23 protein-coding genes are annotated in these 22,747 nt (G+C 64.6%); 4 read left to right on the top strand and 19 right to left on the bottom strand.

Translation table 11 applies throughout. From position 1 onward, the window contains the following. Positions 1–220: 220 nt before the first annotated feature. The 4 genes from ACJMKZ_RS17445 to ACJMKZ_RS17430 form a co-directional block, all read right to left on the bottom strand. Complete coding sequence (locus tag ACJMKZ_RS17445; RefSeq protein WP_405234497.1) at positions 221–2,422, bottom strand: TonB-dependent receptor; 2,202 nt, start codon at positions 2,420–2,422, stop codon at positions 221–223. A gap of 279 nt (positions 2,423–2,701) precedes the next feature. Then, on the bottom strand, positions 2,702–4,186 hold the full coding sequence (locus ACJMKZ_RS17440; protein ID WP_405234496.1) for a sensor histidine kinase: 1,485 nt from the start codon (positions 4,184–4,186) through the stop codon (positions 2,702–2,704). Further along, complete coding sequence (locus ACJMKZ_RS17435; protein WP_405234495.1) at positions 4,183–4,902, bottom strand: response regulator transcription factor; 720 nt, start codon at positions 4,900–4,902, stop codon at positions 4,183–4,185. Before ACJMKZ_RS17435 ends, ACJMKZ_RS17440 begins: the two co-directional genes overlap by 4 nt. Positions 4,903–5,097: 195 nt before the next feature. Continuing rightward, positions 5,098–5,544, bottom strand: coding sequence for a hypothetical protein (locus ACJMKZ_RS17430; RefSeq protein ID WP_405234494.1), 447 nt, complete (start codon positions 5,542–5,544; stop codon positions 5,098–5,100). Between the two features lie 326 nt (positions 5,545–5,870). Here ACJMKZ_RS17430 and ACJMKZ_RS17425 point away from each other — a divergent pair, with 326 nt between their 5' ends. Beyond that, on the top strand, positions 5,871–7,583 hold the full coding sequence (locus ACJMKZ_RS17425) for a tetratricopeptide repeat protein (RefSeq protein WP_405234493.1): 1,713 nt from the start codon (positions 5,871–5,873) through the stop codon (positions 7,581–7,583). Between the two features lie 19 nt (positions 7,584–7,602). On the opposite strand, the gene ACJMKZ_RS17420 is transcribed toward ACJMKZ_RS17425, so the two are convergent. Continuing rightward, entirely contained in the window at positions 7,603–8,175 is a 573-nt protein-coding gene (locus tag ACJMKZ_RS17420; RefSeq protein WP_405234492.1) for an SCO family protein, read from the bottom strand. A gap of 41 nt (positions 8,176–8,216) precedes the next feature. Then, entirely contained in the window at positions 8,217–9,146 is a 930-nt protein-coding gene (locus ACJMKZ_RS17415; RefSeq protein WP_405234491.1) for a 2-hydroxychromene-2-carboxylate isomerase, read from the bottom strand. Positions 9,147–9,159: 13 nt separating this feature from the next. Here ACJMKZ_RS17415 and ACJMKZ_RS17410 point away from each other — a divergent pair, with 13 nt between their 5' ends. Then, positions 9,160–10,056 (top strand): alpha/beta fold hydrolase, encoded by an 897-nt coding sequence (locus ACJMKZ_RS17410; RefSeq protein ID WP_405234490.1) that lies wholly within the window; start codon positions 9,160–9,162, stop codon positions 10,054–10,056. A gap of 24 nt (positions 10,057–10,080) precedes the next feature. Here the strand turns inward: ACJMKZ_RS17410 and ACJMKZ_RS17405 are convergent, their stop codons facing one another. The 5 genes from ACJMKZ_RS17405 to ACJMKZ_RS17385 all read right to left on the bottom strand — a co-directional run bounded on the left by ACJMKZ_RS17405 (position 10,081) and on the right by ACJMKZ_RS17385 (position 14,225). Next, positions 10,081–10,284 carry an SHOCT domain-containing protein gene (locus ACJMKZ_RS17405; RefSeq protein WP_405234489.1) on the bottom strand — a complete coding sequence of 68 codons (204 nt, stop codon included), beginning with the start codon at positions 10,282–10,284 and terminating at the stop codon, positions 10,081–10,083. A gap of 50 nt (positions 10,285–10,334) precedes the next feature. Next, positions 10,335–11,246 (bottom strand): copper resistance protein B, encoded by a 912-nt coding sequence (locus ACJMKZ_RS17400; RefSeq protein ID WP_405234488.1) that lies wholly within the window; start codon positions 11,244–11,246, stop codon positions 10,335–10,337. Further along, a complete protein-coding gene (locus ACJMKZ_RS17395) occupies positions 11,233–13,038 on the bottom strand; it encodes a copper resistance system multicopper oxidase (RefSeq protein ID WP_405234487.1) in 1,806 nt (601 codons plus the stop codon). The genes ACJMKZ_RS17400 and ACJMKZ_RS17395 overlap by 14 nt, the downstream gene beginning before the upstream one ends. A 361-nt stretch (positions 13,039–13,399) precedes the next feature. Further along, positions 13,400–13,696 carry a M23 family metallopeptidase gene (locus ACJMKZ_RS17390; protein WP_405234486.1) on the bottom strand — a complete coding sequence of 99 codons (297 nt, stop codon included), beginning with the start codon at positions 13,694–13,696 and terminating at the stop codon, positions 13,400–13,402. 37 nt (positions 13,697–13,733) lie between these two features. Beyond that, a complete protein-coding gene (locus ACJMKZ_RS17385; protein ID WP_405234485.1) occupies positions 13,734–14,225 on the bottom strand; it encodes a hypothetical protein in 492 nt (163 codons plus the stop codon). 148 nt (positions 14,226–14,373) lie between these two features. On the opposite strand from ACJMKZ_RS17385, the gene ACJMKZ_RS17380 reads away from it, so the two are divergent. Beyond that, a complete protein-coding gene (locus ACJMKZ_RS17380; protein WP_405234484.1) occupies positions 14,374–15,123 on the top strand; it encodes a 5-formyltetrahydrofolate cyclo-ligase in 750 nt (249 codons plus the stop codon). Continuing rightward, positions 15,120–15,668 carry a putative glycolipid-binding domain-containing protein gene (locus tag ACJMKZ_RS17375; RefSeq protein ID WP_405234483.1) on the top strand — a complete coding sequence of 183 codons (549 nt, stop codon included), beginning with the start codon at positions 15,120–15,122 and terminating at the stop codon, positions 15,666–15,668. The genes ACJMKZ_RS17380 and ACJMKZ_RS17375 overlap by 4 nt, the downstream gene beginning before the upstream one ends. Before the next feature lie 500 nt (positions 15,669–16,168). Here ACJMKZ_RS17375 and ACJMKZ_RS17370 read toward each other — a convergent pair whose 3' ends face one another. The 8 genes from ACJMKZ_RS17370 to moeA form a co-directional block, all read right to left on the bottom strand. Then, positions 16,169–16,459, bottom strand: a complete 291-nt coding sequence (locus ACJMKZ_RS17370; protein ID WP_405234482.1) for a DUF1330 domain-containing protein — start codon at positions 16,457–16,459, stop codon at positions 16,169–16,171. Positions 16,460–17,143: 684 nt separating this feature from the next. Further along, positions 17,144–17,608 carry a tRNA (N6-threonylcarbamoyladenosine(37)-N6)-methyltransferase TrmO gene (gene tsaA / locus ACJMKZ_RS17365; RefSeq protein ID WP_405234481.1) on the bottom strand — a complete coding sequence of 155 codons (465 nt, stop codon included), beginning with the start codon at positions 17,606–17,608 and terminating at the stop codon, positions 17,144–17,146. A 49-nt stretch (positions 17,609–17,657) separates the two neighbouring features. Further along, positions 17,658–18,749, bottom strand: a complete 1,092-nt coding sequence (moaA, locus tag ACJMKZ_RS17360) for a GTP 3',8-cyclase MoaA (RefSeq protein ID WP_405234480.1) — start codon at positions 18,747–18,749, stop codon at positions 17,658–17,660. A gap of 18 nt (positions 18,750–18,767) precedes the next feature. Continuing rightward, complete coding sequence (locus tag ACJMKZ_RS17355) at positions 18,768–19,046, bottom strand: MoaD/ThiS family protein (protein ID WP_405234479.1); 279 nt, start codon at positions 19,044–19,046, stop codon at positions 18,768–18,770. Next, positions 19,043–19,807 (bottom strand): selenium cofactor biosynthesis protein YqeC, encoded by a 765-nt coding sequence (yqeC, locus tag ACJMKZ_RS17350; RefSeq protein ID WP_405234478.1) that lies wholly within the window; start codon positions 19,805–19,807, stop codon positions 19,043–19,045. The genes ACJMKZ_RS17355 and yqeC overlap by 4 nt, the downstream gene beginning before the upstream one ends. A gap of 7 nt (positions 19,808–19,814) precedes the next feature. Next, positions 19,815–20,873 carry a WD40/YVTN/BNR-like repeat-containing protein gene (locus ACJMKZ_RS17345; protein WP_405234477.1) on the bottom strand — a complete coding sequence of 353 codons (1,059 nt, stop codon included), beginning with the start codon at positions 20,871–20,873 and terminating at the stop codon, positions 19,815–19,817. 49 nt (positions 20,874–20,922) lie between these two features. After that, positions 20,923–21,453, bottom strand: coding sequence for a molybdenum cofactor biosynthesis protein B (gene moaB, locus ACJMKZ_RS17340; protein WP_405234476.1), 531 nt, complete (start codon positions 21,451–21,453; stop codon positions 20,923–20,925). A 25-nt stretch (positions 21,454–21,478) separates the two neighbouring features. Further along, complete coding sequence (moeA, locus tag ACJMKZ_RS17335; protein ID WP_405234475.1) at positions 21,479–22,747, bottom strand: molybdopterin molybdotransferase MoeA; 1,269 nt, start codon at positions 22,745–22,747, stop codon at positions 21,479–21,481.

The following is a 22,747-nucleotide window of genomic DNA, read 5'->3' as shown; positions in this document are numbered from 1 at the left end:
AGATCGTGATCAGAACCATCGCACGATTCGTTCTGATGGTGCTTGGTCCGGCCATCGCCGGGGCCGATAGCGCCGGCACGATGTCGGCCCGTCCCTGGGCGCCGACAGCCGAGGCCTTCGAGGACGGCTGGGCTTTCAGCCCGGGTTTCTCTGCCTTGTGACGAATTGAAGGGCCCAGCAAAAGTTCGATCAGGGCGAGGATGACGGACGGCCGCTGCTGCTACTGCATCTTCCAGACGACACGCACGCCCACGGTGCGCGGCTTGCCCCAGACGGCGTAGCCCCAGTCAGGGCCCAGCGTATTCTGGTAGGTGAAGTACTCTTCGTCGGTCAGGTTCTTCGCGAAGGCCTCCACTCGCCAGGTGCTGCCCGGCGACTGCCAGCTCACACGCGCGTTCGCGATACCGTAGGCGTCATGCAAGGAATAGGGGTCGTTCTCGATCTGCAGGTAGTGCTCGTCCTGCCAGGCGTAATCCGCCTGGAATGCGAGTTCGCCCTTGTCTCCGAGCGGCAGGTACCAGCGGCCGACGAGGTTATACGTCAGCGCGGGCGCTGACGGCAGCTCGTTGCCGTCCAACGTGTACTCGTCGCCAGCCACGAAGAAGATCTGCTGCGAATCGAACTCGGTATCGAGCAGGCCGACACCGGCGATGATCTCGAGGTTGTCGGAAACAAGCGCCGTCAATTCGAACTCGGCGCCCTTGCCGGTGACGTCGCCCGCATTGGTGATGATGCTGCCGTCGGCCACTGTCAGGAACACCTGCGCCTGGAAGTCCTCGATCTCGTACTGGAAGGCTGCAGCGTTGAGTCGCAACCGGCCGCCCATGAAATCGGACTTCAGGCCGACTTCGTAATTGGTGATGTCCTCGGGGCCGACGGCTTCGGTTGCCTCCGGCGAGGCATTGTAGCTGCCCGAAAATCCGCCACTCTTGAAGCCGGTGGATATGTTCGCGTACGCGAGCATGCCCTGGCGAGGCCGCCAGTCGAGGCCGATGCGGCCGGTCGTCGCGTCAGCGGACAGGTCATGACGGGCATTGACGGGCGGCGAGTAGAAACTCGGCCCGGAAGTCTGCACGAAGTCGCGGGTCTCGTCGGTGTAGCGCAGGCCACCGACCACGGTCAGTTCGTTGGTCAGGTCGTACTCGACCTGACCGAACACGGCCCAGGACGAGCTGTTCAGGCCGACGTTTTCCTGGTGCCAGAGGCCGTCGGCCGTGGTCGGCGCCTCGGTTATCAGGCCGCGGTCGTCCTTGTAGTAGTAGACGCCCGTCACCCATTCCATCCGATCGCTGGCGCCGTTCAGGCGCAGTTCCTGCGTGTACTGTTCAGCGTCGACCGAGTATTGCTCGTCGAAGAACACGACCGCCGTGCCATCGCCGTCGTCCTGCAGAAACTTGTCGAGTTCCTCGTAGGCGGTTATCGATGTAAGTTCGAAATTGTCGAAGGGCAGACTCAGGGTCGCGGATACGCCGAAGGTATCGATCTCGGTGGCGAGGCCGTCCGCCGCGCCGGTCGCCGCGTGCTCGGGATCGAACTGGCCGTTGACCGCTTCCGCGCCGGTCAGGTCGAAGGTCGCGCTGGTGCACTGACCGGCCTGAATGAGGCCGCGGGAACAGGTTGCCGCGTTCGGGTCGGAGGTCTCGAGATAGCCCATGTGCGCGAAGCCGACCGTGTTCTGGTCGGCACGGCTGCCGTGCACGTTGAAGAGCAGTTCTCCGGAGGTGGCAACATCGATGGCCAGCTGGCCGCGGTAGCCGAAGCTGTCTGTGTCGTTCAGCTTCCCGCCGGTAACGGTGTTGGTCTGCCAACCGTCATCGACGGTCCGTTTCATGGCGAAGCGGCCGCGCATCTTGTCGCCGAGCGGGCCGTTCACCATACCCTCGAGGATGCGCTCGGAATAACTCGCAACACTCGCACTGATGCGGGCATCGAACTCGTTCGTCGGCCGCTTCGATATGTAGTGCACGAGGCCGCCCGTCGTGTTGCGGCCATAGATCGTGCCCTGCGGCCCGCGCAGGACCTCCACACGCTGCAGGTCGAAGAGCTCGATGGCGGAGCCCGCCGGGTTGCCGCGATAGACTTCGTCGACGTAGATCGAGACCGGCGACTCCCAGGAGTCGGAAAAATTGACGAGACTGATGCCGCGCAAGGATACGGACGGACTCGACGCTTCGCCGAAGATGGCAAAGAAATTCATGTTCGGCACCTGCTGCGTGATTTCGAGGCCCTCCTCGAAACCCATCTTCTCGATCGCATCGCCGGAAAAGGCACTGACGGCGACGGACACATCCTGCAGGTTCTGTTCGCGCTTCTGCGCGGTAACCGTGATCTCGTCGATGACGCTCTGCTGCGCGAGGACCATCGGCGTCCACGACAACAGCAGCACCATCAGAAAAGTGTCAGATTTGTTCTTGTTGATCATTTGATGACTCCTTGGGAAACTGCTGGTCGGTTTGGACAGACCTCGCCGGCGGGTCGGGGCCTGCGATGACACCGGGTTTTGATGGCCTCCCTCGGCGGGTGGAAGCGGACGGGGTGATGCCCGTCGGTAACGGCATCACCCCCCCGCACGCCGTTGATGACCGGCCAACACGCCTTTTTTACCGTAGCAAAGCGTTGTACGTTGCCGCAACACGCCGCCAGGCGCAGGTGGTTGCGTTTGCTTGCCATAGAGGCATTGGGCCGAGGAATCGTTGTGTATTCAGGCTGCGCGTGCCTGAATCGGCAGGTCGAACTGGAATCGGGTCCCCTGCCGCTCCTTGCTGACGACGCTGATCTCGCTCGAGTGCAATTCGAGGATTCGCTTCGCAATCGCGAGGCCGAGACCCATCGAGCCCTGCTCTCGTTCACCATGTTCGTCCGCCTTGTAGAAGCGGTCGAATATTCTCGGCAGCGCTTGTTGCGAGATGCCGGGCCCCGTATCTGCAACGGATACACCGACCACCTTCGCCCTGCGCTTCACCGAAATCGATACTTTACCGCGAGCCGGCGTGTACTTCAGGGCGTTTCCGACGAGGTTCTCGAGCACCCGTTGAATCAGTTTGATATCGGCATAGACGGTGACGTCGGCGTCGGGTCGGATCACTTCGAGCGTAACGTCCGATTCCCTCGCGCGCAGTTCGAATTCCTGCACCACGTCGTGAATGAGTTCAGGAAGCGAGAACTCCTCGCGCGTCGGCGTGACGCCTCCGGAGTCCAGCAGGGCCAGCTCGAACAGGTCCTGGATAAGCGCGGCGAGGTGCGTGGCATGTTTACGCGCTATCTCGAGGTACTGCAGTCGTTGGGCAGGATCGAGAGTATCGCCCTTCATGATCAGCGTCTCGATGTAGCCCTGCATCGAGGCCAGCGGCGTGCGCAGATCGTGAGAGATATTGATGACCAGTTCGCGACGCAGCCGGTCGTCTTCCTTCAGTGCGGACAGCTGCTGCTGAATCGTCGTCGCCATCAATCGGCAGGCATCGCGGAGCTGGTCGATCTCGTCGCCCGGCTCGCGTGGCGTTGCGGCAGGAATGCCGGTTTCGAACCGGCTGGCCGTGAAGGCCGACACATCGCCGGTGAGGCGTCGCAGTCGCCTCGTCAGATAGGAGAACAAGATCACACCGGCACCGAAGGCAGCGAAGACCAGAAGCAGGATGGCCGCGGTTATCATGCGCTGCCTGTCGCTGCCGGAGACCTGCTCGGCGACGGCTTCGTACTGTGAACCGCCAAGCAGGACGTAGAGGTATCCCGCCAACTCGTCGGACCGTGCCGGATCGGTCACCGGAAACGCGGAAAATATCTTCCGGGAATCGGGGTTCCGCGGATCGATGCCCTTGATCGGCAGGGGTGCGGTATCTGCCAACAGATCGTGAATAGGTCCGACGTCGATGCGCTCCGCGAGCACTTCCTCGGGTGGCAGGCCATGGCCCAGTATCTCGCCGGCCGGCGAGACCAGGTAGATTTCGGCTGTCGGATTGATGACCATCGCCCGGTTGGCGAGTTCTCCCAGCGCCGCCGTGTCTACCTCACCGTTGCGTATCAGTTCGCTGGCATTCGCCACGTACATGGCCAGCGACGCATTCAGCCGCTGGCTCAGTTCCTCGTAGTAGAGCCTGACACTGAAGCGGTCGATGGTGTAGAACGCCGCGCCGAGGAGAAAAATGATGATAAACATCGCCGCGGAGAGTTTGTAATGAAGGCGACTCATGCGCGGGCCCGGTTCCGGGCGGTTGCAGCCATCTTGTAGCCGACACCCCAAACCGTCACGATCAACTCCGGATGCGCCGGGTCGATCTCGATCTTGGCGCGCAGACGGTTGATGTGCGAATTGACGGTGTGTTCGTAGCCGTCGTGACCGTAGCCCCAGACGCTGTCGAGTAGTTCCAGACGCCGGAATACCCGGCCGGGATTCGCTGCAAAATGATGGAGAAGGTCGAATTCCTTGGCGGTCAGTTCGATCGACTCGCCGCGTACGGTGGCGATTCGTGTCGCTGGATCGACGGTGACACATCCGGCCCGGATCGCCCCTTTCTGCTCGGCCGCGGATCGGCGGGACAGCTCGGCCCGTCGCAGGATGGCCTTGACACGGGCCATCAGCTCTACAACGCTGAACGGCTTGGTAACGTAGTCATCAGCGCCGATCTCCAGTCCGACGACTCGGTCGAGCTCCGTTGATTTCGCCGTGAGCATCAATACCGGAACCGAACCCGAGTCCTGGCGCAGTCGGCGGCAGATCTCGAGTCCGTCGATACCCGGAAGGCGAAGATCGAGGATGATCAGATCCCATGAGCCGGCGGAAGCTTTCCGCAGTCCGCCATTGCCATCGCCGGCGATCGTCACGGAAAAACCCAGGTCGGCGAGGTGCAGGCGGATCAACTGGGCGATGTCCCGCTCGTCTTCGATGACGAGGATCCGCTTTTGCATCGGTTTGCCTTCGCCCGACGGAGTCATACCGGAGTAGACCGGGTATTGCTCCGAAATGTTACAGGGAAGGCGAGCTGACCCCTGCGCGGCGGTCGCGGTGCTGATTTTCGGCAGCTGGGAGGGGGCGCATGTCCGCGGCAACGCAGGACCGCCGGGTCCTTTCGGAAGTCGCCGCGAACACGCGCCCGTGCGCCTTCAGTGGATCGGCAGGAGCGGGCACTCGAAGTAGTCAGGCCCGCCTTCCGGGTGACCGGGCGCTATCGCCAGGTGACCGAGGTTGCGGTAAGTCTGGATGTCGGTATACGACTTCAACACCGGCAGTGGCTCGTTTGCCGCAAGCCCCTGCTCGTTCCACAGGACCGTCTGTACAGACCAGCGGCCGCCATTGTAGGCGCGATTCCCCGGCGCGGCCTCGGAAACCGGCAGTTGTCCGGCGGCACCATTGACGAAGATAAAGAGCTTGTCGAACGACTGGTTGTTGCGGCCATTCGGGGCCGGTAGCTCACCCAGCCCCTTCGTGCCCCAGACCTCGCCGTCACCGTAGATCGCAGGACCGAAGTTCGGTGCATCTGCGTTTGCCAGGCTCACACCCGTCAATGCCAGCAGCAGCGCCAGTGGAACGAGTTTCAATCGTGACTTCATCGCTATTCTCCTCTCGCTATTCCGAGGTTGATTCAGGAACAGCTACGAGGCTAACAACGGGACATCGCCCGGCGTTCACGAATCTATAACAAAATTCTCACGGCCGGACCGGCCACCGAAAAGCTGCGAGCGACACCATCTCCGTCGCCGCCCGATACCGACTCATTGCGCATGAGCACGATGACCATTTCCCTGCCCGAGGCGCTGATCGGCCGGTCCGCGCCATGGCGGCAAACAAAAAGGCCAATTAGCGAAATAGCCGAGCGGTCTGCTTAGTTAGGCGTACACTGAGTCCTTCTTCGATCAACCGCACTACGGAGAGACTCATGAAACGTCCACTTTACCTGCTGGTCGTCATTCCCGTAGTGGGGATTGCGCTGTTCGCCGGCTGGCGAATTTTCGACCATCCCGCTGGCCCCGGAACCGATGCCGATCGATCCGAGACTTACCTGCCACCCATCGCGCCGGTAGGTGCCACGCTGCTCGATGGTCTGGGAGACTACAGTCGCAAGATCACCACCGACAGCCCCCAGGCACAGCGCTGGTTCGACCAGGCTCTGATGCTGACCTGGGGATTCAACCACCAGGCCGCCGAACGCTCGTTCCTGCAGGCGGTCGCGGTCGATCCCGAGTGTGCCATGTGCTGGTGGGGTGCGGCCCTGGTGCTGGGCCCGCACGTCAACGCCGGGATGGACCCTGCCAACAACGACGCGGCATGGGAACGGCTGCAGGCAGCCCGGCGGCTTGCTCCTTCGGCCGAACCCTGGGAGCAGGCGTTAATCCAGGCCCTGACGGCAAGGTATGCCGAGCAGCCCGGTGACGACCGCAGTGCGCTCGATCAATCCTACGCCGCCGCCATGAAGCAGGTCGTGCTCGACCACCCCGGCGACCTCGATGCAGCGGCGTTCTATGCCGAAGCGCTGATGGACCTGCAGCCGTGGAACTACTGGGACGACGACGGCAATCCGGTCGGCGCGACGCTGCAGATCGTCGAGGTGCTCGAGAGCATCATCGACCGCGACCCCGACCACGCGGGCGCACTGCACCTCTATGTCCACGCTGTCGAGGCCTCGAACGAGCCGGAACGCGGCGTCGCGGCGGCCGACCGGCTGCGTACGCTGATTCCCGGCTCCGGGCACCTGGTACACATGCCTGCCCACATCTATGCGCGGGTCGGCCGATGGCACGATGCCGTTATCGCCAACCGGCGGGCGATCGAAGCCGACGACGCCTACCTTGCCGCCTGCCGTCCCGGGCCCGGCGTCTACCCGCTGGGCTACGTACCGCATAACCACCACTTCCTGTGGTTCGCCGCCACCATGTCCGGGGAGCAGGAGACGGCGCTGGAAGCTGCGGCATCCACGCACGATCGCACGAAGGACCCGGACCTGATGCGCACGCCGGGCTTTGAAACCATGCAGAATTTCGCGTTGACACCCCTGTTCGCCCGCGTCCGGTTCGGTCGTTGGGACGAGGTCCTCGAGACGCCGAAGCCCGCTGACGATCTTCCCTACATGGTCGCGATGTGGCACTACGCCCAGGGGCTGGGCTCACTACGCAGTGCTGACCTCGAGAGCGCGGTCTCGCATCACGACCGGCTGACGGAGTTTGCGAAGAGCCCGACCATCGAGGCGATGAGGGTGTGGGACCGTTATTCGCTGATCCACGGGGTGCGTATCGCCGAACGAACGCTGGCCGCCGAACTTGCCTGGCACGCTCGCGATCTCGACGGTGCGACGGCAGCCATGGCCGAGGCCATTGCAATCGAGGACGAACTGCCCTACGACGAGCCGCCGGGCTGGCATTTCCCCGGGCGACTGGTGCTGGGTGCGATGCTGCTGGAGGCGGATCGGGCGGAGGCTGCCGAGACGGCGTACCGCGCCGAACTGCGCCGTAACCCGGAGAACGGGTGGTCGCTCCGAGGGCTGGAGCAATCGCTCATCGCACAGGGTCGGGCGGCAGACGCCGAGGCCATCGCCGAGCGCCGCAAGCAGGCCTGGGCACACGCCGACTTCGAACTGGCTGCGACGAGGCTCTGATCGAATCGTCTGACCGGGATCAAGGGGCGGGCAGACTCGCCAGGTCCTCGCGCAACTCGCCGACGTCCAGCGGAGCGGACCAGAAGGCCGTCATGCGGCCTTGCGGGTCGATCAACGCCACGGCGGTAGCGTGGTCCATGGTGTACTCCCCATTGCCGGTGGGCACCCGCACGTAGGCCATCTGCAGGCTGTCCAGCAGCCGGTCGAGCGCCTCGCGCTCGCCGGTCAGTCCGATCCAGTCCTCGTCGAACCACGCCAGGTAACCGGCCAGCCGTTCCAGCGTATCGCGCTCCGGATCGACGCTGACGAATACGGTCTGCACGCGACTTGCATCGAGCCCTTTCCCCGCCGCTTTCAGAATGCCCAGCGTGGCCGGACAGATGTCGGGGCAGTGCGTGAAGCCGGAGAACAGCACCGTCCAACGGCCCATCAGGTCGTCGCGCGAGAATGGCGCGCCGGTGTGGCCGGTCAGCTCGAACGTCGCGACCGGCCGGGGCGGATCGACCACACGGGCATGGCGCAGCTCGGCGTTTTTGTCGCATCCCCCCAGCAACACGACCACGACGATCCAGGCGGCAGTGAAATGTTTCATCGATCGGGCCTTGGTGAGACTTGCCGAAGTACTGCAAACGATCACTTTCTGACATTCGGATTGCGCTGCGCCGCAGGCACCACCTCATCAATGCCGGCGTACGGCTCTCGTTCGAACATCTTCTGATCGGCCAAAAAGTCGACGAACAGCGGTGTCGCGTCATCGCCCCAGAAGATCTCGCCGGCATACGAGAATGTCGGCACGCCGAACACGCCGCGCTCTATTGCTTCGGTCGTGTTCGCGCGCAACTCCTCCTTGATGGATTGCCGCGTCAGCACTTCCGCAACATCGAGGATACCGAGCTTTTTGCCGAGCGCGGCGACACTACTCTCCTCCTGTCCATCGTTGCCCTCGCCGAAGACATGTTCATAGACAATTCGCACGGTTTCGAGGGTTGAACCGGCCGCGATCGTCAGCCGCAGAAGCGCAAGCGGATTGAACGGGTGACGCGGCGGTCCCTTGAAGGGTAATCCGCGTTGGTCGGCCAGCCAGCGCGTATAAAAGTACGTCTGGCGGCGCTTGGCCGGGATCTCCGCCGGTCCCTTGTGCCCCCAGTGGTTCAACAAGGCCGCGAACAACACCGGTCGCGGCCTGACGACCAGGTCTTCCGGCAGCTCCCGGAAACGAGACATCTGCAGATACGGGTATGGCGAGATGTAGTCGAAATACCAGTCCGCTTGCCGTGCCATTTGCTTCACTCCTTCGGTCGGATCTGAAAACCGCCGGGACATGACGTCTGCTGAAAGCCGCAGTTTACGGTAGCAGCTGCCCGAGAAATGCCATACGCCGTCCTGGCGTCGATAAACGAGATCATGGATTATGACGCGCTCCGGCTCATAATCGCGGAAACAGGTCAGGATCGCGATATCCTCGCTGCGCACCGGGGTGAATCGCGCGATTCCGGCCAACGCTTCCGTCAAATCCCGAAACGTCAGTAGGAATCTCCCGCCAGCCACCCCGATCGAGATCAAGGAATATCCTGAGATGAGATTGCACGAAGTTCCGGGCCGGCGTAAGCGGCAGTTGCGCCGCTCTCTCGACGGCCCCGCAATAGAGTGGTGGAAGACCGAAGCGGGAACGATACGGGTGCTGCACCGCAAGTCTGCGACCGGTCCACGACTGCTCTTCGCAGCAGACGGTCCGAATGTACTCGAACACTATGACGACCTGCTCGCTGCGCTGCAGGGCCGTGCCGATGTGGTCGTCTACGAGCCGCCGGGCACCGGCGGGTCGATGCCGGAGCCGGGTTTCGGTTACCGCCTGACAGACTTCGCCGACAATGCCGCGGAGATCCTGAAACGCACCGGACCACGCGTGCTGGTGTTTCCCTGTTACATGAGCCTCGTTGCCGGCGCACTTGCCCGAACCGGAAATACCGAGACTCAGGGTGTTGTACTGCCCCAGGGCACGTCCTGGGCACAGATGCATCGCTGGATCGAGCGAGTCGATCCATTGCGGGTCCTGCGGACCCCCCTGTTGGGACAACTGATGCTGCGGGTCATGCCGCGGCGGGTGTCAGCCGGCTGGTATGCCGGCAGCTCGGGCCCGGCCGCCCGCCAGCGGCTGCAGTCCATTGCCGATGATGTCCTGAAACGGGGAGGATGCTTCTGTCTGGCGTCGCTAATGCAGAACTTCGAGCGCGGGGCGGATCACGGCGATACTTTCGATTCCGTGCCTTCGGTCGTGGTCTGGGGAGACCTCGATCGATCGCACGGACCGCCCGGATCGGTAAGCTTCCCGGCAGCCGACGTTATAGAACATTTCCCCGAAACCGGCCACAGCCCGGAACTCGAAGCACCCGGGGAATTCGCGGAGTGGCTGCTGCGATGGTGTCATGAACAGTCTCCCTTCTCCCCTCCTCCGGCAGCAGCGCCGGAGTGACCTCAATGTCAAAGTCGAGCAGCGCTACCGCCTCAGGTCTTTCAGGCGTGTCTCGTACTCGCTCTTATCGATTTCGCCCTCGGCGTATCGACGCTTCAACCGTTCTTCGGCCGATTCTCCGGCGGACTCGCCTTGCCGTGAAGTCACCCGGCTAACGATCCATGCGGCAAGGACGATCAGCACGAGCGCCAGAATCCACCAGAACCACATGCCTCCCATGTGTCCCATATCATGCCATCCTGTCATCGTCGTTCCCCCTTCGCTGATGTCATCTCTTTTCAGAAAGCGAATCGCAGCCCCGCACCGAACAACCACTGACTGGTGTCGGCCCCGGCGGCCTCCGCGATGTCCTCGGTCTCGCCGAGGGCCGTCGTGTAGCGCATGAGCAGATACGGCGCCAGCTCCCGCCGGATCTCATAGCGCAAACGCAGGTCGATCTTCACGTCGGTGAGGCCGCTGCCGAGACCTCGCTCCGGGACGTCCTGGGCGCTGATACCCAGTGCCGCCCGCGGCTGCAGCACGAGTCGCTGGGTGATCCTGAGGTCGTACTCTCCCTCTGCGGCGAGGGTCAGATCGCCGTCCTCGGAAAGATACAGGGAGGTGTCCAGCTCGAACTTGTAGGGGGCAAGGCCCTGCAGCGCGACGACTGCGGACCAGCGGTCCTCGTAGTCGCTCCCGCCCCATTCGTTCGCATACTGCATGCCGGCCTGGAAATTCCAGAACGGGGTGATCAGGCGCGAGTAGAGGAAGTCGTTCTCGCTTTCGCCCTCGTCAGGCCCTTCGAAAATGGCCTCACCCTCGCTCTTCCACCAGAACTTGTGGAAATCGCCGCCCACCCAGCCTTGCGCCTCCCAGCCGACGCGGTCCGGCGCGTCGTCGTCCGCAATCCGGTATTCCAGTTGCTCGATGAATGTGAACCGATAGGTGCGGTCGTCGGGAACGGGGTTCGGGAAATGCCCGGGCGGCGGATTGGCCGAGTAGTCGAGCACTTCGTCCAGACTCATCCCCTCTGGCAGCGGGGGCTCTTCCACCGGCGGGGCCTTCTTGTCCGCATGCTGCGCTGCGGACTCGCGGTGATCCGGCCGTCCCTCCGTAGTCGGCACTTCGTCCATCGGCTGCGCAGCGCCCGCATGGCCCACGAGGAGCGCTACGAGCACGAGCGGGATGACATTGAGATCAGGCACCGACATCGACCGGTCCCTCATCGAGCGAGCGCACCACGGCCACGGTGCGGAACATCCCGGCTTCCATATGATAGAGGAGATGACAGTGGAAGGCCCACTGACCCGGCGCGTCAGCCGTAATGTCGACGGTGAGCAGTTCCGCCGGCTGCACGATCACGGTGTGCTTTCGCGGGTTGTCGTCCAGCGTGCCGCCGGCGTAGAGGTCCATCCACATGCCGTGCAGGTGGATCGGATGGCTCATCATCGTGTCGTTGATCATGTTGATGCGCAGCCGTTCGCCGTACTGGAAGAGGATCGTGTCGGACTCGGACCACTTCCGGCCGTCGAAGCCCCAGACGTATTTGTGCATGTTGCCGGTCAGATGCAGGTCGAACTGCCGTGAAGGCGGCCGCCGCCCGTACGGACGTTCGAGCGCCCGCAGCTGGCCGTAGGTGAGTACCCGCCAGCCGTCCTCGCCGAGACCCGCACCCGGATAGTCGAGACGCCGATAGGCCGTTTGCGCCATCGTGATGCTGGCCGGCCCGTGACCGGCCGGGCCGTGGCGGATGCGGTCGGGCAGGTTTTCCGTCGGCAGTTCGTCCGCGCCGGAGTGGGCTGCATGCTGTCCGGCATGCGTCTCGCGCTTCATGCCGGAACCATGCTCCATGCTTTCCATCCCGCCATGCATCATCATTCCCATGTCGGCCATGGTCAGCATGGGCCGGCGGCGCTGCTCCGGCACCGGGCCGTTCGCCCCTGCCCGCGCCGCCAGCGTACCCCGGGCGTAACCGCTTCGATCCATGGTCTCTGCGAAGATGGTGTACGGCCCCTCGTCCGGCATGGTCACCACGACGTCGTAGGTCTCGGCCACGGCGATGCGCAGCTCGTCCGTTTCCACCGGTCGGATGTTCTGTCCGTCCGCTTGCACGACGGTCATCGGCAGTCCGGGGAACCGGATGTCGTAGAAGGTCATCGTGGAAGCGTTCGCGATCCGGAAACGGACCTTCTGGCCCGGTTCGGCCAGGAACGTCGGGTTCTCGTGGGCCGCCCGGCCGTTCATCAGGTAGGTATAGGTCGCCCCCGTGATATCGGCGATATCCGTCGGATCCATGCGCATGCGGTCCCACGCCAGTCGCTTCCCGAGCACCTCGCCGAGACTCATGCCGGTGGCCCGCATCTGGTCGTCGATGTTGGCGAGCGTCGGACGCTGGAAGTTGTAATAGCCTTCCATCGTTTTCAGCTTCCAGAGGACGCGATGCGGTTCCTCGAAAGTCCAGTCGGACAGGACGACCGAGTGTTCCACGTCATAGTCGACGGGATCGGTCCCGGCGGGTTCCAGCACCAGCTGGCCGTAGTGGCCGAGCTGCTCCTGCAGCCCGCTGTGGCTGTGATACCAGTAGGTTCCGTTCTGCCGGACCGGATAGCGATAGGTGAACGTCTCGCCGGGCGCGATTCCCGGGAAGCTGATGCCCGGCACACCATCCATGGTGAAGGGCAGCAGGATGCCATGCCAGTGGATCGACGTGGAGTCGGGCAGGCGATTGTGAACGCGGATCAGCGCCTCGCCGCCCTCCCGCATCCGGATCACGGGACCGGGAATCGAGCCGTTGATGGCGATTGCGGCCCCGGGCCGACCGCCCACCAGCAGTTCACGGTGTTCCAGGAAGAGATCGATGCCGCCCGGATCCGTCGCGCGAAGTTCGCCCACCACGCCGGCCGCACCGGGATTGGCGGAGGCTGCGAGGCCCGGCCGGAGCAGGGACAGGTAGCCGGTCAATGCGGCCGAAGCCGTCGTACCGACAAAGCGGCGTCGTGACATCGGCCGCGCTCTGAATGCGCGTCCGTCGGTCATCGACTGTTATCCCAGCACTCACGCTACGAGAAGTCAGTTCGCACAACTACTTATGGCTTTCCCGCAGTCGCCGGACAGGAGCCGGAGTCCGCTCGATCAATGCCGGTGAGCCGCACTCGGCATCGTCCTGGTGCTCGTCTCCGTCGCACTCATGAGTTGGGTGCACGTGGAATCGATGAAATCCGACGAAGGCGAGACGAGCGAGCCCCGGCAAGTCCGCGACGCGCGCCTACTCGCGACCTGCCAGTGTCCGGGTATGCTTCTTCGAACCGTCACCTTGCGCGATACGGAGTCGACCGCTCGGTAATCGACGACGTTGCCTACGGACTCATGGATATACAGGATCATTCCTCACCAGGCTGTTGGTCGACGATACTCGCTCATCGACCACGAGCCCGATCGCGTCGCTGCTCCGCTTCGCCTCGATATGCAGGTGCGGCTCCATTGAGTTTCCGGAATTGCCGACCTTCGCCAAAGGCTCTCCCTGGGCGACTCTCTGACCACCCTGGAGCACGTAATACCTACCGCGCGCGAGCGGGAATGACACGCTAAGCGACTCTGCCCGAGGAAAATGTGAACTGACGGCCGACGCGTCCAGCCCGACAACCAGCAATAACAAGAACATGACGGCAGCGAACAGGCCTGGCGCTGATCGAGATGGTTCAGTGCCGGTCGCCGCTTTCCTTCACCGTGAGTCCCGGAAACCGACTGCCCGCGTAATCCGTATGGCACGCCTGGCAGGCACGCGTCATTTCCTGGAACCACAATCGTTCGAGGCGCGGGTCGCCCTGCCGGCCCGCCTCGGCCAATCGGGCGGCGAGCTCGTGCAAGGTCCGGTCGGCGACGACGAAACCCTCCGGCAGCCGGCTCGCGATCTCCTCGCGCTGCGCCTGCGTGATCTCCCGAGCGAGAACGAAGCTCTCATGGATCTTTCCGGCTTCACTGGCGACGGTTTCGTGCTCGCCCTTCACGATCGCCGTGTGGACAAGGCCCATGGCCTGTGCAATGGCCTGCATCTCACGGATCAGCAGCGCTCGTGTCTCGCCCGAAAGCGCGGCGGTCGCCGGCTCGGCGAGGTCTCGCCCGGCGGAGGTGAGACCGACCACGGGAAGGATGGCAACGGTCAGACAGACAATACGCGTCATCAACTTCATACCGACCTCCTTTTGAATCGCGGTAATGTGCCTCGCTCAGTATCCCAGTGTACTCTCTCGACTGAAGCTCCGGTTACGCAGCTCCGCCGAACGGCACACCATCCCGTCATCCGGGAGTTGCAGACCCAGGATCAATAGACCCGGCGAAATGACCATCTACTCAAGTGACAAACCGTCGGCGCGAGCCTCCGAATTTCAGTCGGAGCTCCGGGAGTACGCCTCACCGCCGTGTTACCTCCACGAGATCGATCCCGATTACGGCGGTGATCTCCTCCCCGCTGCTCAAGTCTCGCCGCCCTCCGGCGCCGAGCAGATCAGGCACTGGCGAGACGCCCGGCGAAGGCGACTTCGTGCCAGACGAGATCAACTGTCGGCCGCCGTCAGGGCGGCTGCGGCTACACAGATCATCAGGGAACTGCACCGGTCCCGCCTGACCGAGGGCCATGAGTGCATCGGGCTCTACTGGCCGCTACCAGGGGAGATCGACTTGCGATCGCTCGCGCGCCGGTGGCTGGAACAGGGAATCGACGTCGGCCTTCCGGTCATCGAGTCGTCCGGAGGCTCCCTGACGTTCTGGGCGTGGCGGCCGGAAATGCAGATGATCGAAGATGGACCGTGGTCGATTCCGCGGCCGTGCAGCCGGCGCCTGGTGGAGCCGACGCTGCTCCTCGTCCCCATGCTCGGATTCGACCTAGATCTTCATCGGTTGGGCAATGGCGGCGGATACTACGATCGGACGCTCGCGGCGATGCAGCCACGGCCCGTTGCCGTGGGTATTTGTCATGAGTTCGGGCACATGCCTACCATTTACCCGCAGGCGCACGATGTCCGCATGGATGCCGTGATCACCGAAAGCGACGGCCCGACGGACCATCATCGAACCGGAAACCCACCGTGAATCTCGTCGCTCAGCGGTGTTGGCGCTCGCTGACAGACGGTGGTGGCGAGACCGTGAGTCTGTGGCGCAGCGACCGCACGTATCGCCTCGAGGGGATGGCCATACGCTTCGCAGAGGGCTTGTGGAGGCTGGACTATCGCGTACTCCTGGACGACGAGTGGTTTACTCGCCACGCGGCGGTCCGATGGTCACACGCCGGCAACTCCGGAAAACTCGATCTTGCTCGCGGCACCGGCGGCCGATGGTCACGTGATAATGCGAGCGATGACGCTCTTTCCGGCTGCACGGATGTGGATTTCGGCTTCTCCCCGGTCACCAATCTGATGCCGGTCCGTCGCCTGGGCAGGGACATCGGCGCCTCCGTGGAGGTTCACGCGGCGTGGCTCGTATTCCCCGATCTGGAGATCCGGCCTGCCCTGCAGACTTACACCCGGAAGAGCGATTCCACCGTCCTGTACCAGAGCGCCAGCGGCTTCCGCGCCGAGATTTCGATCGATGAATTCGGTTTCGCGGTCGACTACCCCGGTCTTTGGTCGCTCGGATAGCGCGGAGCGCTGCACAAACCGACCGGGTTCGCGACAGCGCCATCAATCCGGCAGCCTGGCTTTTCGGGGTGTGTTCGTGCAGGCGGCCTTGCTTATCGTCTGGTCGGTGATAGGTGCCAGCGCCGCGATTCTCCTCGACGTACCTCGGGATCTGCCGTCGATTGCCGCGGCCGCGGGCTGGTTCCTTTGCCGTGACTGATCCTTCACCGAAGAGACTGACGGCATCCCCGTCGTTCGAGTCATGCTCGATTCGGCATTGCCTTCAGGTCGCAAGGTCGAGATCGCCCGGAGCGTGTCACCCCAGGCCGCGATTTCGCAAGCCAGATCAGTACTTGCGGCGACGTCGGTGCAAGGCTCGAAGCGTCATTGAGACGGGTATCGACAGCATCCACCCTGCTGTCGCAGTCCATCGTGGCACCATTGACAGGGGTCACCAGTCGCCGAATTGCGACAGTTCAGGAAACTGCTTTTGTGCCGGGCAGCAGAGACTTTCGAGCTGATCAGCCGCCGGCCGCGTTTGCGATCGCTGCAATACCCTCACTATTCGACGTTCGCAGTCCGATGATCTTCTGGTACTCGGGAGACTGATACCATTCCTTCGCAGCCGCTTTCGAGGGAAATCTCAAAACCACCGTTACGTGGCCCGCATCCCCCTCGATTCGTTCGCTTTCGAAATCCGCAGCCAGGATCTCAGCGCCGTGAGCTTCGAGCACTTTCGGAACCTGATCCAGATACGGCTTGTAGGCGTCCTGATCTTTCACGCTGTAATTGAATACGAAATACGCGCTCATCACGTTGCCCCCACTGACTGTCACGACGAAGGCCGTCGGTAGCTTCCAGTCTAGCTCAATACGTTGGCAGTGGTCCTATTCGGGCGGGAAACGGGCGGGTTGCGTCTGGCCCTTACCACCGATACCTGTCCTGTCCACCGCGGGTATCCGCGCCAGAACGTCGGTCGCCTGGGGGCCAAAGTGTGACGAGTCTCATGACTCGCAATCCCCGGCGTCGTACGCTGGCACTAGCGAGCGTCATCACCCTGAGACATCGCGCCGGTTCAACCAGGGGGCAGGCAGTGACAACAGGTGCTCATATGTGCCGATCCAACACGGCGACTGATTCCGAGATCCATGCGTTGGAGAAGATGCTTGAGGCTCGCTGTAAACAGATCGAGTCAATGGTGAGAGCCGCTGGACTGAAGGGGTCCGATATGTCCCGGGAGCAAGATCTTCAGATCCAGGCATTCACCGAAAGACGGGCACAAGCACTCCGGCAATTGGCGGCCGGCCTCGAAGAGCCGGACAACGCACGTGTGGCACGGCTCGAACGACTACTGGAAGCCCTCGACTGTTCCCGCGCGTTCTTCCATTCAGTGTGTGCCGGGAGTCATTCCTCCGACGAGGAGTGGGCAGTGCTGATCCGTTGACCGGGCCACAAGACCCGGGCGCTTGTTGGTCCTGTACGGGACCGCCTCACCCTCAGCCCGCCTTGCCGCCATGCGGACAGCGATGGGGCTTGATGTCGAGCAGCGGCGTGCCGTCGACGCAGTCGAGACCGCGCACCGTGATCACGCCGTCCTCGATGCCGACGAGGCGCACGAGCGACGTGCCGATGGGATTGGGCCGGTTCGGTGAACGCAGCGCGAAGGTCCCTTTCGTCCGGCCGTCGTTGCCGGGACTCTGGGCCACGAGGTCGCGGCGGCTGCGGTCGAGCCAGTAGAGCACCTCGAGTTTCTCGTTCGCTTCCAGCCCTTCGAGGGCCGGGTGCCAGACAGGCTCGACCACCAGGCGGCATTCGGGGCCGTCGTAACTGCCCTGCCGCGGGCACGCATCCCGGTCGGGCCAGGGGGTGCGGATCTCGCCGATGAAGCAGACCCGCGCGTCGTCGGCTTCGCCCGCATCGACGGTGCGTTCGTTGCGGCGGATCTCGTCACGGCTGCTCATTGGTGCTGCTCCCGCATTCCCCTCGATGACGCGGCATCGCCGGCCGGGTTCAGCCGCCGATGTAGTGCATCTCCATTTTCTGGATGCCACGGCCCTTCCGGCGCAGCTCGTCACGCTGTTCGCTGTAGCGATCCGCCCGCCGCGACCAGACACGATCGATGATATCGCGGAGTTCGTCGTCGCCCGCACCGCCGCGCAGCGGCGTCCGCAGGTCGGTGCCGGCGGTAGCGAAGAGACACGTAAACAGCTGGCCGTCGGACGACAGCCGCGCGCGGTGGCAGGAGCCGCAGAAGGGCTCGGTCACGGAGGAGATGAAGCCGATCTCCCCCTGCCCGTCCTCGTACAGATAGCGGGTGGCGGTCTCACCGGCGTGGTTTCGGCGTTCCTCCCTGAGCGGCCAGCGCTCGTGGATGCGTGCCCGGAGTTCGGCGGACGGCACGGTATCCGATTCGCTCCAGTGATTGATGTTGCCGACGTCCATGTACTCGATGAGACGGACGATGGCGCCGGTTCCCCGGAAGCGTTCGAGCAGATCCAGGACCGCGGCATCGTTCACGCCGCGCTGGACGACCGCGTTGATCTTGACCGGCGCAAGGTCGGCGTCGATCGCAGCGTCGATGCCGTCCATGACCCGGTCCAGCCCGCCGCGACCCCCGTTCATCCGCCGGAACAGATCATCGTCCACTGCGTCGAGACTCACGGTGACGCGATCCAGGCCGGCGGCCTTCAGTGCCGCCGCATGCTGCGCCAGCAAAATGCCATTGGTCGTCAGTGCGATCTCCTCGATGCCCGGCACGCTGCGCAGGTCACCGATGAGGTCGCCAAGGGCCGGGCGCAGCAGGGGTTCTCCCCCCGTGATCCGGAGCTTGCGCACGCCGGCACCCGTGAACAGACGCACCAGCCGGACGATCTCGCCGAAGTCGAGTCGCTCCTCGGTGCTGAGGAACTTGAAGCCGCTGTGGTACTTCTCTTCCGGCATGCAGTAGGTGCAGCGGAAATTACACCGGTCGGTCACCGAGATCCGCAGATCGCGGAGGCCGCGTCCGAACCGGTCGACCAGCGGATCCTCGCTCCGGCTGCTGCCGTCGTCCGTGTCCTGCCGGGCCACGAAATCGGCCAGCCGTCGTACTTTCCGGTCCATACGCCCTCCGTTCCTCGCTCAGCCGCCGGCCACGGCGGGGACGATACTGATCACGTCGCCTTCGGCGACCGGCGTATCGAGCCCGGACGACGAACGCACATTGTCGGCACCGACGAATACGTTCACATACGGCCGCAACTCGCCCGGCCGGACGAAGAGGCGCTGCAGGAACCCCGGATGGTCGGCGCCGACCCGCTCGAGCGCCTCTCCCACCGTGTCGGCATCGGCATCGAGGGTAGCCGCATCGCCGACGAATGGCCGGAGAGGCGTGGGTATGCGTATGGTGATCGTGCTCATCTCGTAACGACGGATACTACGGATTCCGAGCCTGATCGCAGACTGCACAGGAGCACGCGGTCGAAGCGCGAGGTCATCGCGAGCGCCGCAGTGGCGGTGGCCCGGGCCAGTTCCTCTTGCCGGGCATTGTCCACCATGTTGATAACCGGAGCAACGCGCACGCCTTCCGTGCCCTGCAACGCGCCCTGCCCGCTGGCCAGCAGGCGGCCGAGCGCCTCCGGTGTGATGGTCGCGCCCCGTGCCAGCCCGGTGGCGGCTTCCACGCGCTCGACGCGATGCGCGACCTGTTCGGTGAGCGGCTCGCCCACCGCGCGGATCGAAAGCACGGGAACGACCGTGGCAGAGCCGGGCACGATCAGCGGCTCGTCCGGAGCCGGCGCCTTCACCTGCCGCATCCGCGCTCCATCCGCCTTGACGAAGGTCGCGACGAAACCTCCCTGCTCGTGGATCGCTCGTATCGTGTCCGCGCTCACGCCGGCGTGCCTGCCCGGCTTGCCGGACGGGCAGGCATAAGCGACCGAACGGTCGCCCGGGATTTCCGCGATACGCTCCTGTAGCGCCGACTCCTTGTCGACGACCCGCTCGACGGGCAGGTCCGCCGGGAAACCGGTGGTGTGTGCCGTGGCGGTCAGGGCCACGCGCCCGCCGTGACCGCGGACGAGCGCGTAGATGAGTGATTTCTTGCCGCCGGCCCCGACGACGGACACGATGCCCTCGCGCACGCCGAGCAGATCGACCAGTTCCGAGACTGAAGAATTCACGGACCGGCTACCCCTGCACAGCCTTTACGCTCAGCACGCGCGGCAGATAGCTCGCAATCTCCTGCCAGCGGCCGCCGGCATCCGCGCTCGCGAACAACTGGCCGCCGGAGGTGCCGAAATACACGCCGCAGGGATTCCGCGAGTCCGTGTCCAGCGCTTCCCGCAGCACCGTCACGTAGACGTGCTCCGTGGGCAGCCCCCGGCTCGCTGACTCCCACGTGGCGCCCGCGTCCCGGCTTCGGTAGACGCGCAGCATGCCGTCCACCGGTGCGCGCAGGTGGGAGCTCGATTCGGGTATCTGGAAGACGATGTCCGGGTCATGCGGGTCGACCCCGATCCCGTAGCCGAAGTCGCTGGGCAGGCCCGCCGTTATCTCCGTCCAGCTGCGTGCGCCGTCGTCGCTGCGGTACGTGCCGTTGTAGCACTGCCGGTACAGACGCTCCGGCCGGCGCGGATGCATGACGACGCGGTGCACGTTGTGGCCGGTCTCGGGATAGCGCTCCGGCAGGTTCTCGGCGCGGACGCCGGCGTTGGCCGGCTGCCAGGTCGCGCCGCCGTCCTCGCTGCGATAGGCACCACCGGCGGACACCGCGGCGACGATGTTCCCCGGGCGCTTCGGATCGACGCAGACGGAGTGAACGGCGAAACAGCCCCTGGAGGGCTCCCAGGTGGAGCGCGTCGGATGCTCGTTCAGACCAGGCACCGGCTGCCAGCTGCCGCCGCGGTCGTCGCTCACGAACAGTCCGGCGGGGTCGATGCCGGCGAACAGGCGGTCGTCGGCGGCCGCCAGACACCAGATCGAGTTCGTCGCCCCGCGTCCGCTGTCCGCCGCATACTGCGGCACGCCCTCGAGCGCGGACCAGGTGCCCCCCCCGTCCGTGCTCGCGTAGATGTGGGCACCCCAGATCTTGTGCGCCGTCGCGGCATAGAGGGTGCCGTCGGGCGCGGCGAGAGTATGCAGCACCGGGTAGCCAGCGAGATGCGGACCGTCGATGCGCCAGCGCCCGCCTGCCTCTTCCGTGCGGACGCGGAACAGGCCTTTCTCCGTGCCGACCAGCAGCATCATGTCAGGGAGACTCCCGCCGATAGGGTGCCGTACCGCCGCGCGCGGCGCATCACTTCTCGAGCAGCCGGGGCATCAGCTCGGCGAGGTTGCACGGGCGGGTGCGGATGTCGAGCTGGGCGCCGATCAGCTCGTCCCAGGCCGTCGCGCAGGCCCCGGAAGAACCAGGCACGCAGAAGACGTACGTGCCGTTCGCCACGCCGGCCAGCGCTCGCGACTGCATGGTCGAAGTCCGGATCTGCTGGAAAGAGATCGCACGGAACGTCTCGCCGAAGCCGTCGATCACCTTGTCCAGCAGCGGGGCTACCGCTTCGGGCGTCCCGTCCCGGCCCGTGACGCCGGTACCGCCGGTCGTAATGACCGCGTCGACATCGTCGCCCGCGATCCAGCCCGCCACGACGGCCCGCACGCGATAGACGTCGTCGGGCACGATCTGCTTGTCCGCAAGCCGGTGCCCGGCCTTCTCCAGCCTCTCGGCCAGCAGCCGGCCCGACTTGTCGGTCTCCTCCGTCCGGCTGTCTGACACCGTCAGTACCGCGATCCTCAAGGGGGCGAATTCACGCTTGCCGCTCGAATGACTCATGCCGTCCTCTCTGCTTGTGCGCCGCTCACACGAAGGCGGCGAAGGGTTGAACCTCGACCTCGTCGCCGGCCTCGATCGGGCCGGTGTCCTCGGCCAGCACGATAAAGCAATCGGCTGCGCCCATGGAACTCAGAACGCCCGATCCCTGACGGCCCGCGGGCCGCACCGCGAGCCCGCCGTCTCCGCTACGTTCGAGGCAGCCCCGCTGGAATTCGCGCCGGCCCGGCTTCTTGCGCAGCGGCACGGCGGCGACGGCCTTCACGGAGAGCGGCGGCCCGGCGTCCGGCATCCCCGCGAGCGCTTGCAGCGCCGGCTGCACGAGCTGATAGAAGGTGGCCATGGCGGAGACGGGATTGCCGGGCAGGCCGAAGAACAGCGCGTCGCCGATGTGTCCGAAGGCCAGCGGCCGGCCCGGCTTCATCGCCACTTTCCAGAAGCCGATCGAACCGCTGCGCTCCAGGGTCTGCGTGACGTAATCCGCATCGCCCACGGAGACGCCGCCGGAGGTCACGACGGCATCCGCGAGACTCGCAGCATCCGCGAATGCCCTTTCCACCGCCTCGCGCTCGTCGGGCACGATGCCCATGTCGATGGTCTCGACGCCGAGCCGGGTCAGCATGCCGTGGATCGTATAGCGGTTGCTGTCGTAGATCTGGCCCGTTGCGAGCGGCTCGCCGACGGGTCTCAGTTCGTCGCCCGTGGAGAAGAACGCCACGCGGGGCCGGCGGCGAACCCTGACCTCGCCTACGCCCAGCGAGGCGAGCATGCCGAGCTCGGCCGGCATGAGGCGCGTGCCGGCCGCGAGCGCCACGTCGCCGGCTGCGATGTCCTCGCCCGCCTGGCGCACGTGCTGCCCCGGTGTCTGTCCGTCCGCGATCACCGCCGTGTCGCCCTCACGCGTGACCCGCTCCTGCATGACCACCGTATCGGCGCCCGGCGGAAGCGTTGCCCCGGTCATGATGCGTACGCATTCGCCGGCAGACACTTCGCCGTCGAACGGCCGGCCGGCGGCGGCGGTGCCGATCACTTTCAGCCGGAGCTCTCCTTCGGCGCCGAGTTCCTTCCCGCTCAGGGCATAGCCGTCCATGGCCGAGTTCGTGTGCGAAGGGACGTCCATCCGCGACACGACATCTGCGGCCAGTACCCGGCCGAGGGCGCTGCGCACCGGCAGCATCTCTTCGCCGCCGACCGGATGCGCCTCGGCGAGGATGCGCGACCGCGCGTCTGCCAGCTTCAGCGCCGCACCGGCGTGGCCGTCGGCGCAACAATCGTCATGCTTGTGAACTTCGTTCAT

Source organism: Lentisalinibacter salinarum (assembly GCF_040706555.1).
Lineage (GTDB): Bacteria > Pseudomonadota > Gammaproteobacteria > Steroidobacterales > Woeseiaceae > Lentisalinibacter > Lentisalinibacter salinarum.
The sequence above is the reverse complement of the archived record's forward strand: the minus strand, read 5'-3'. Positions and strand labels throughout refer to the sequence as shown.

What these genes read in the sequence shown, in the direction of transcription:
- ACJMKZ_RS17380 (WP_405234484.1), top strand. Translation starts at nt 14,374, where the DNA reads ATGACCATCTACTCAAGTGACAAACCGTCGGCGCGAGCCTCCGAATTT.
- ACJMKZ_RS17405 (WP_405234489.1), bottom strand. Translation starts at nt 10,284, where the DNA reads ATGGGACACATGGGAGGCATGTGGTTCTGGTGGATTCTGGCGCTCGTG.
- tsaA (WP_405234481.1), bottom strand. Translation starts at nt 17,608, where the DNA reads ATGAGCAGCCGTGACGAGATCCGCCGCAACGAACGCACCGTCGATGCG.
- ACJMKZ_RS17410 (WP_405234490.1), top strand. Translation starts at nt 9,160, where the DNA reads ATGAGATTGCACGAAGTTCCGGGCCGGCGTAAGCGGCAGTTGCGCCGC.
- ACJMKZ_RS17430 (WP_405234494.1), bottom strand. Translation starts at nt 5,544, where the DNA reads ATGAAGTCACGATTGAAACTCGTTCCACTGGCGCTGCTGCTGGCATTG.
- ACJMKZ_RS17440 (WP_405234496.1), bottom strand. Translation starts at nt 4,186, where the DNA reads ATGAGTCGCCTTCATTACAAACTCTCCGCGGCGATGTTTATCATCATT.
- moaB (WP_405234476.1), bottom strand. Translation starts at nt 21,453, where the DNA reads ATGAGTCATTCGAGCGGCAAGCGTGAATTCGCCCCCTTGAGGATCGCG.
- moeA (WP_405234475.1), bottom strand. Translation starts at nt 22,747, where the DNA reads ATGAACGAAGTTCACAAGCATGACGATTGTTGCGCCGACGGCCACGCC.
- ACJMKZ_RS17355 (WP_405234479.1), bottom strand. Translation starts at nt 19,046, where the DNA reads ATGAGCACGATCACCATACGCATACCCACGCCTCTCCGGCCATTCGTC.
- moaA (WP_405234480.1), bottom strand. Translation starts at nt 18,749, where the DNA reads ATGGACCGGAAAGTACGACGGCTGGCCGATTTCGTGGCCCGGCAGGAC.
- ACJMKZ_RS17390 (WP_405234486.1), bottom strand. Translation starts at nt 13,696, where the DNA reads ATGTTCTTGTTATTGCTGGTTGTCGGGCTGGACGCGTCGGCCGTCAGT.
- ACJMKZ_RS17435 (WP_405234495.1), bottom strand. Translation starts at nt 4,902, where the DNA reads ATGCAAAAGCGGATCCTCGTCATCGAAGACGAGCGGGACATCGCCCAG.
- ACJMKZ_RS17370 (WP_405234482.1), bottom strand. Translation starts at nt 16,459, where the DNA reads ATGAGCGCGTATTTCGTATTCAATTACAGCGTGAAAGATCAGGACGCC.
- ACJMKZ_RS17400 (WP_405234488.1), bottom strand. Translation starts at nt 11,246, where the DNA reads ATGTCGGTGCCTGATCTCAATGTCATCCCGCTCGTGCTCGTAGCGCTC.
- ACJMKZ_RS17420 (WP_405234492.1), bottom strand. Translation starts at nt 8,175, where the DNA reads ATGAAACATTTCACTGCCGCCTGGATCGTCGTGGTCGTGTTGCTGGGG.
- ACJMKZ_RS17385 (WP_405234485.1), bottom strand. Translation starts at nt 14,225, where the DNA reads ATGAAGTTGATGACGCGTATTGTCTGTCTGACCGTTGCCATCCTTCCC.
- ACJMKZ_RS17345 (WP_405234477.1), bottom strand. Translation starts at nt 20,873, where the DNA reads ATGATGCTGCTGGTCGGCACGGAGAAAGGCCTGTTCCGCGTCCGCACG.
- ACJMKZ_RS17395 (WP_405234487.1), bottom strand. Translation starts at nt 13,038, where the DNA reads ATGTCACGACGCCGCTTTGTCGGTACGACGGCTTCGGCCGCATTGACC.
- ACJMKZ_RS17445 (WP_405234497.1), bottom strand. Translation starts at nt 2,422, where the DNA reads ATGATCAACAAGAACAAATCTGACACTTTTCTGATGGTGCTGCTGTTG.
- ACJMKZ_RS17425 (WP_405234493.1), top strand. Translation starts at nt 5,871, where the DNA reads ATGAAACGTCCACTTTACCTGCTGGTCGTCATTCCCGTAGTGGGGATT.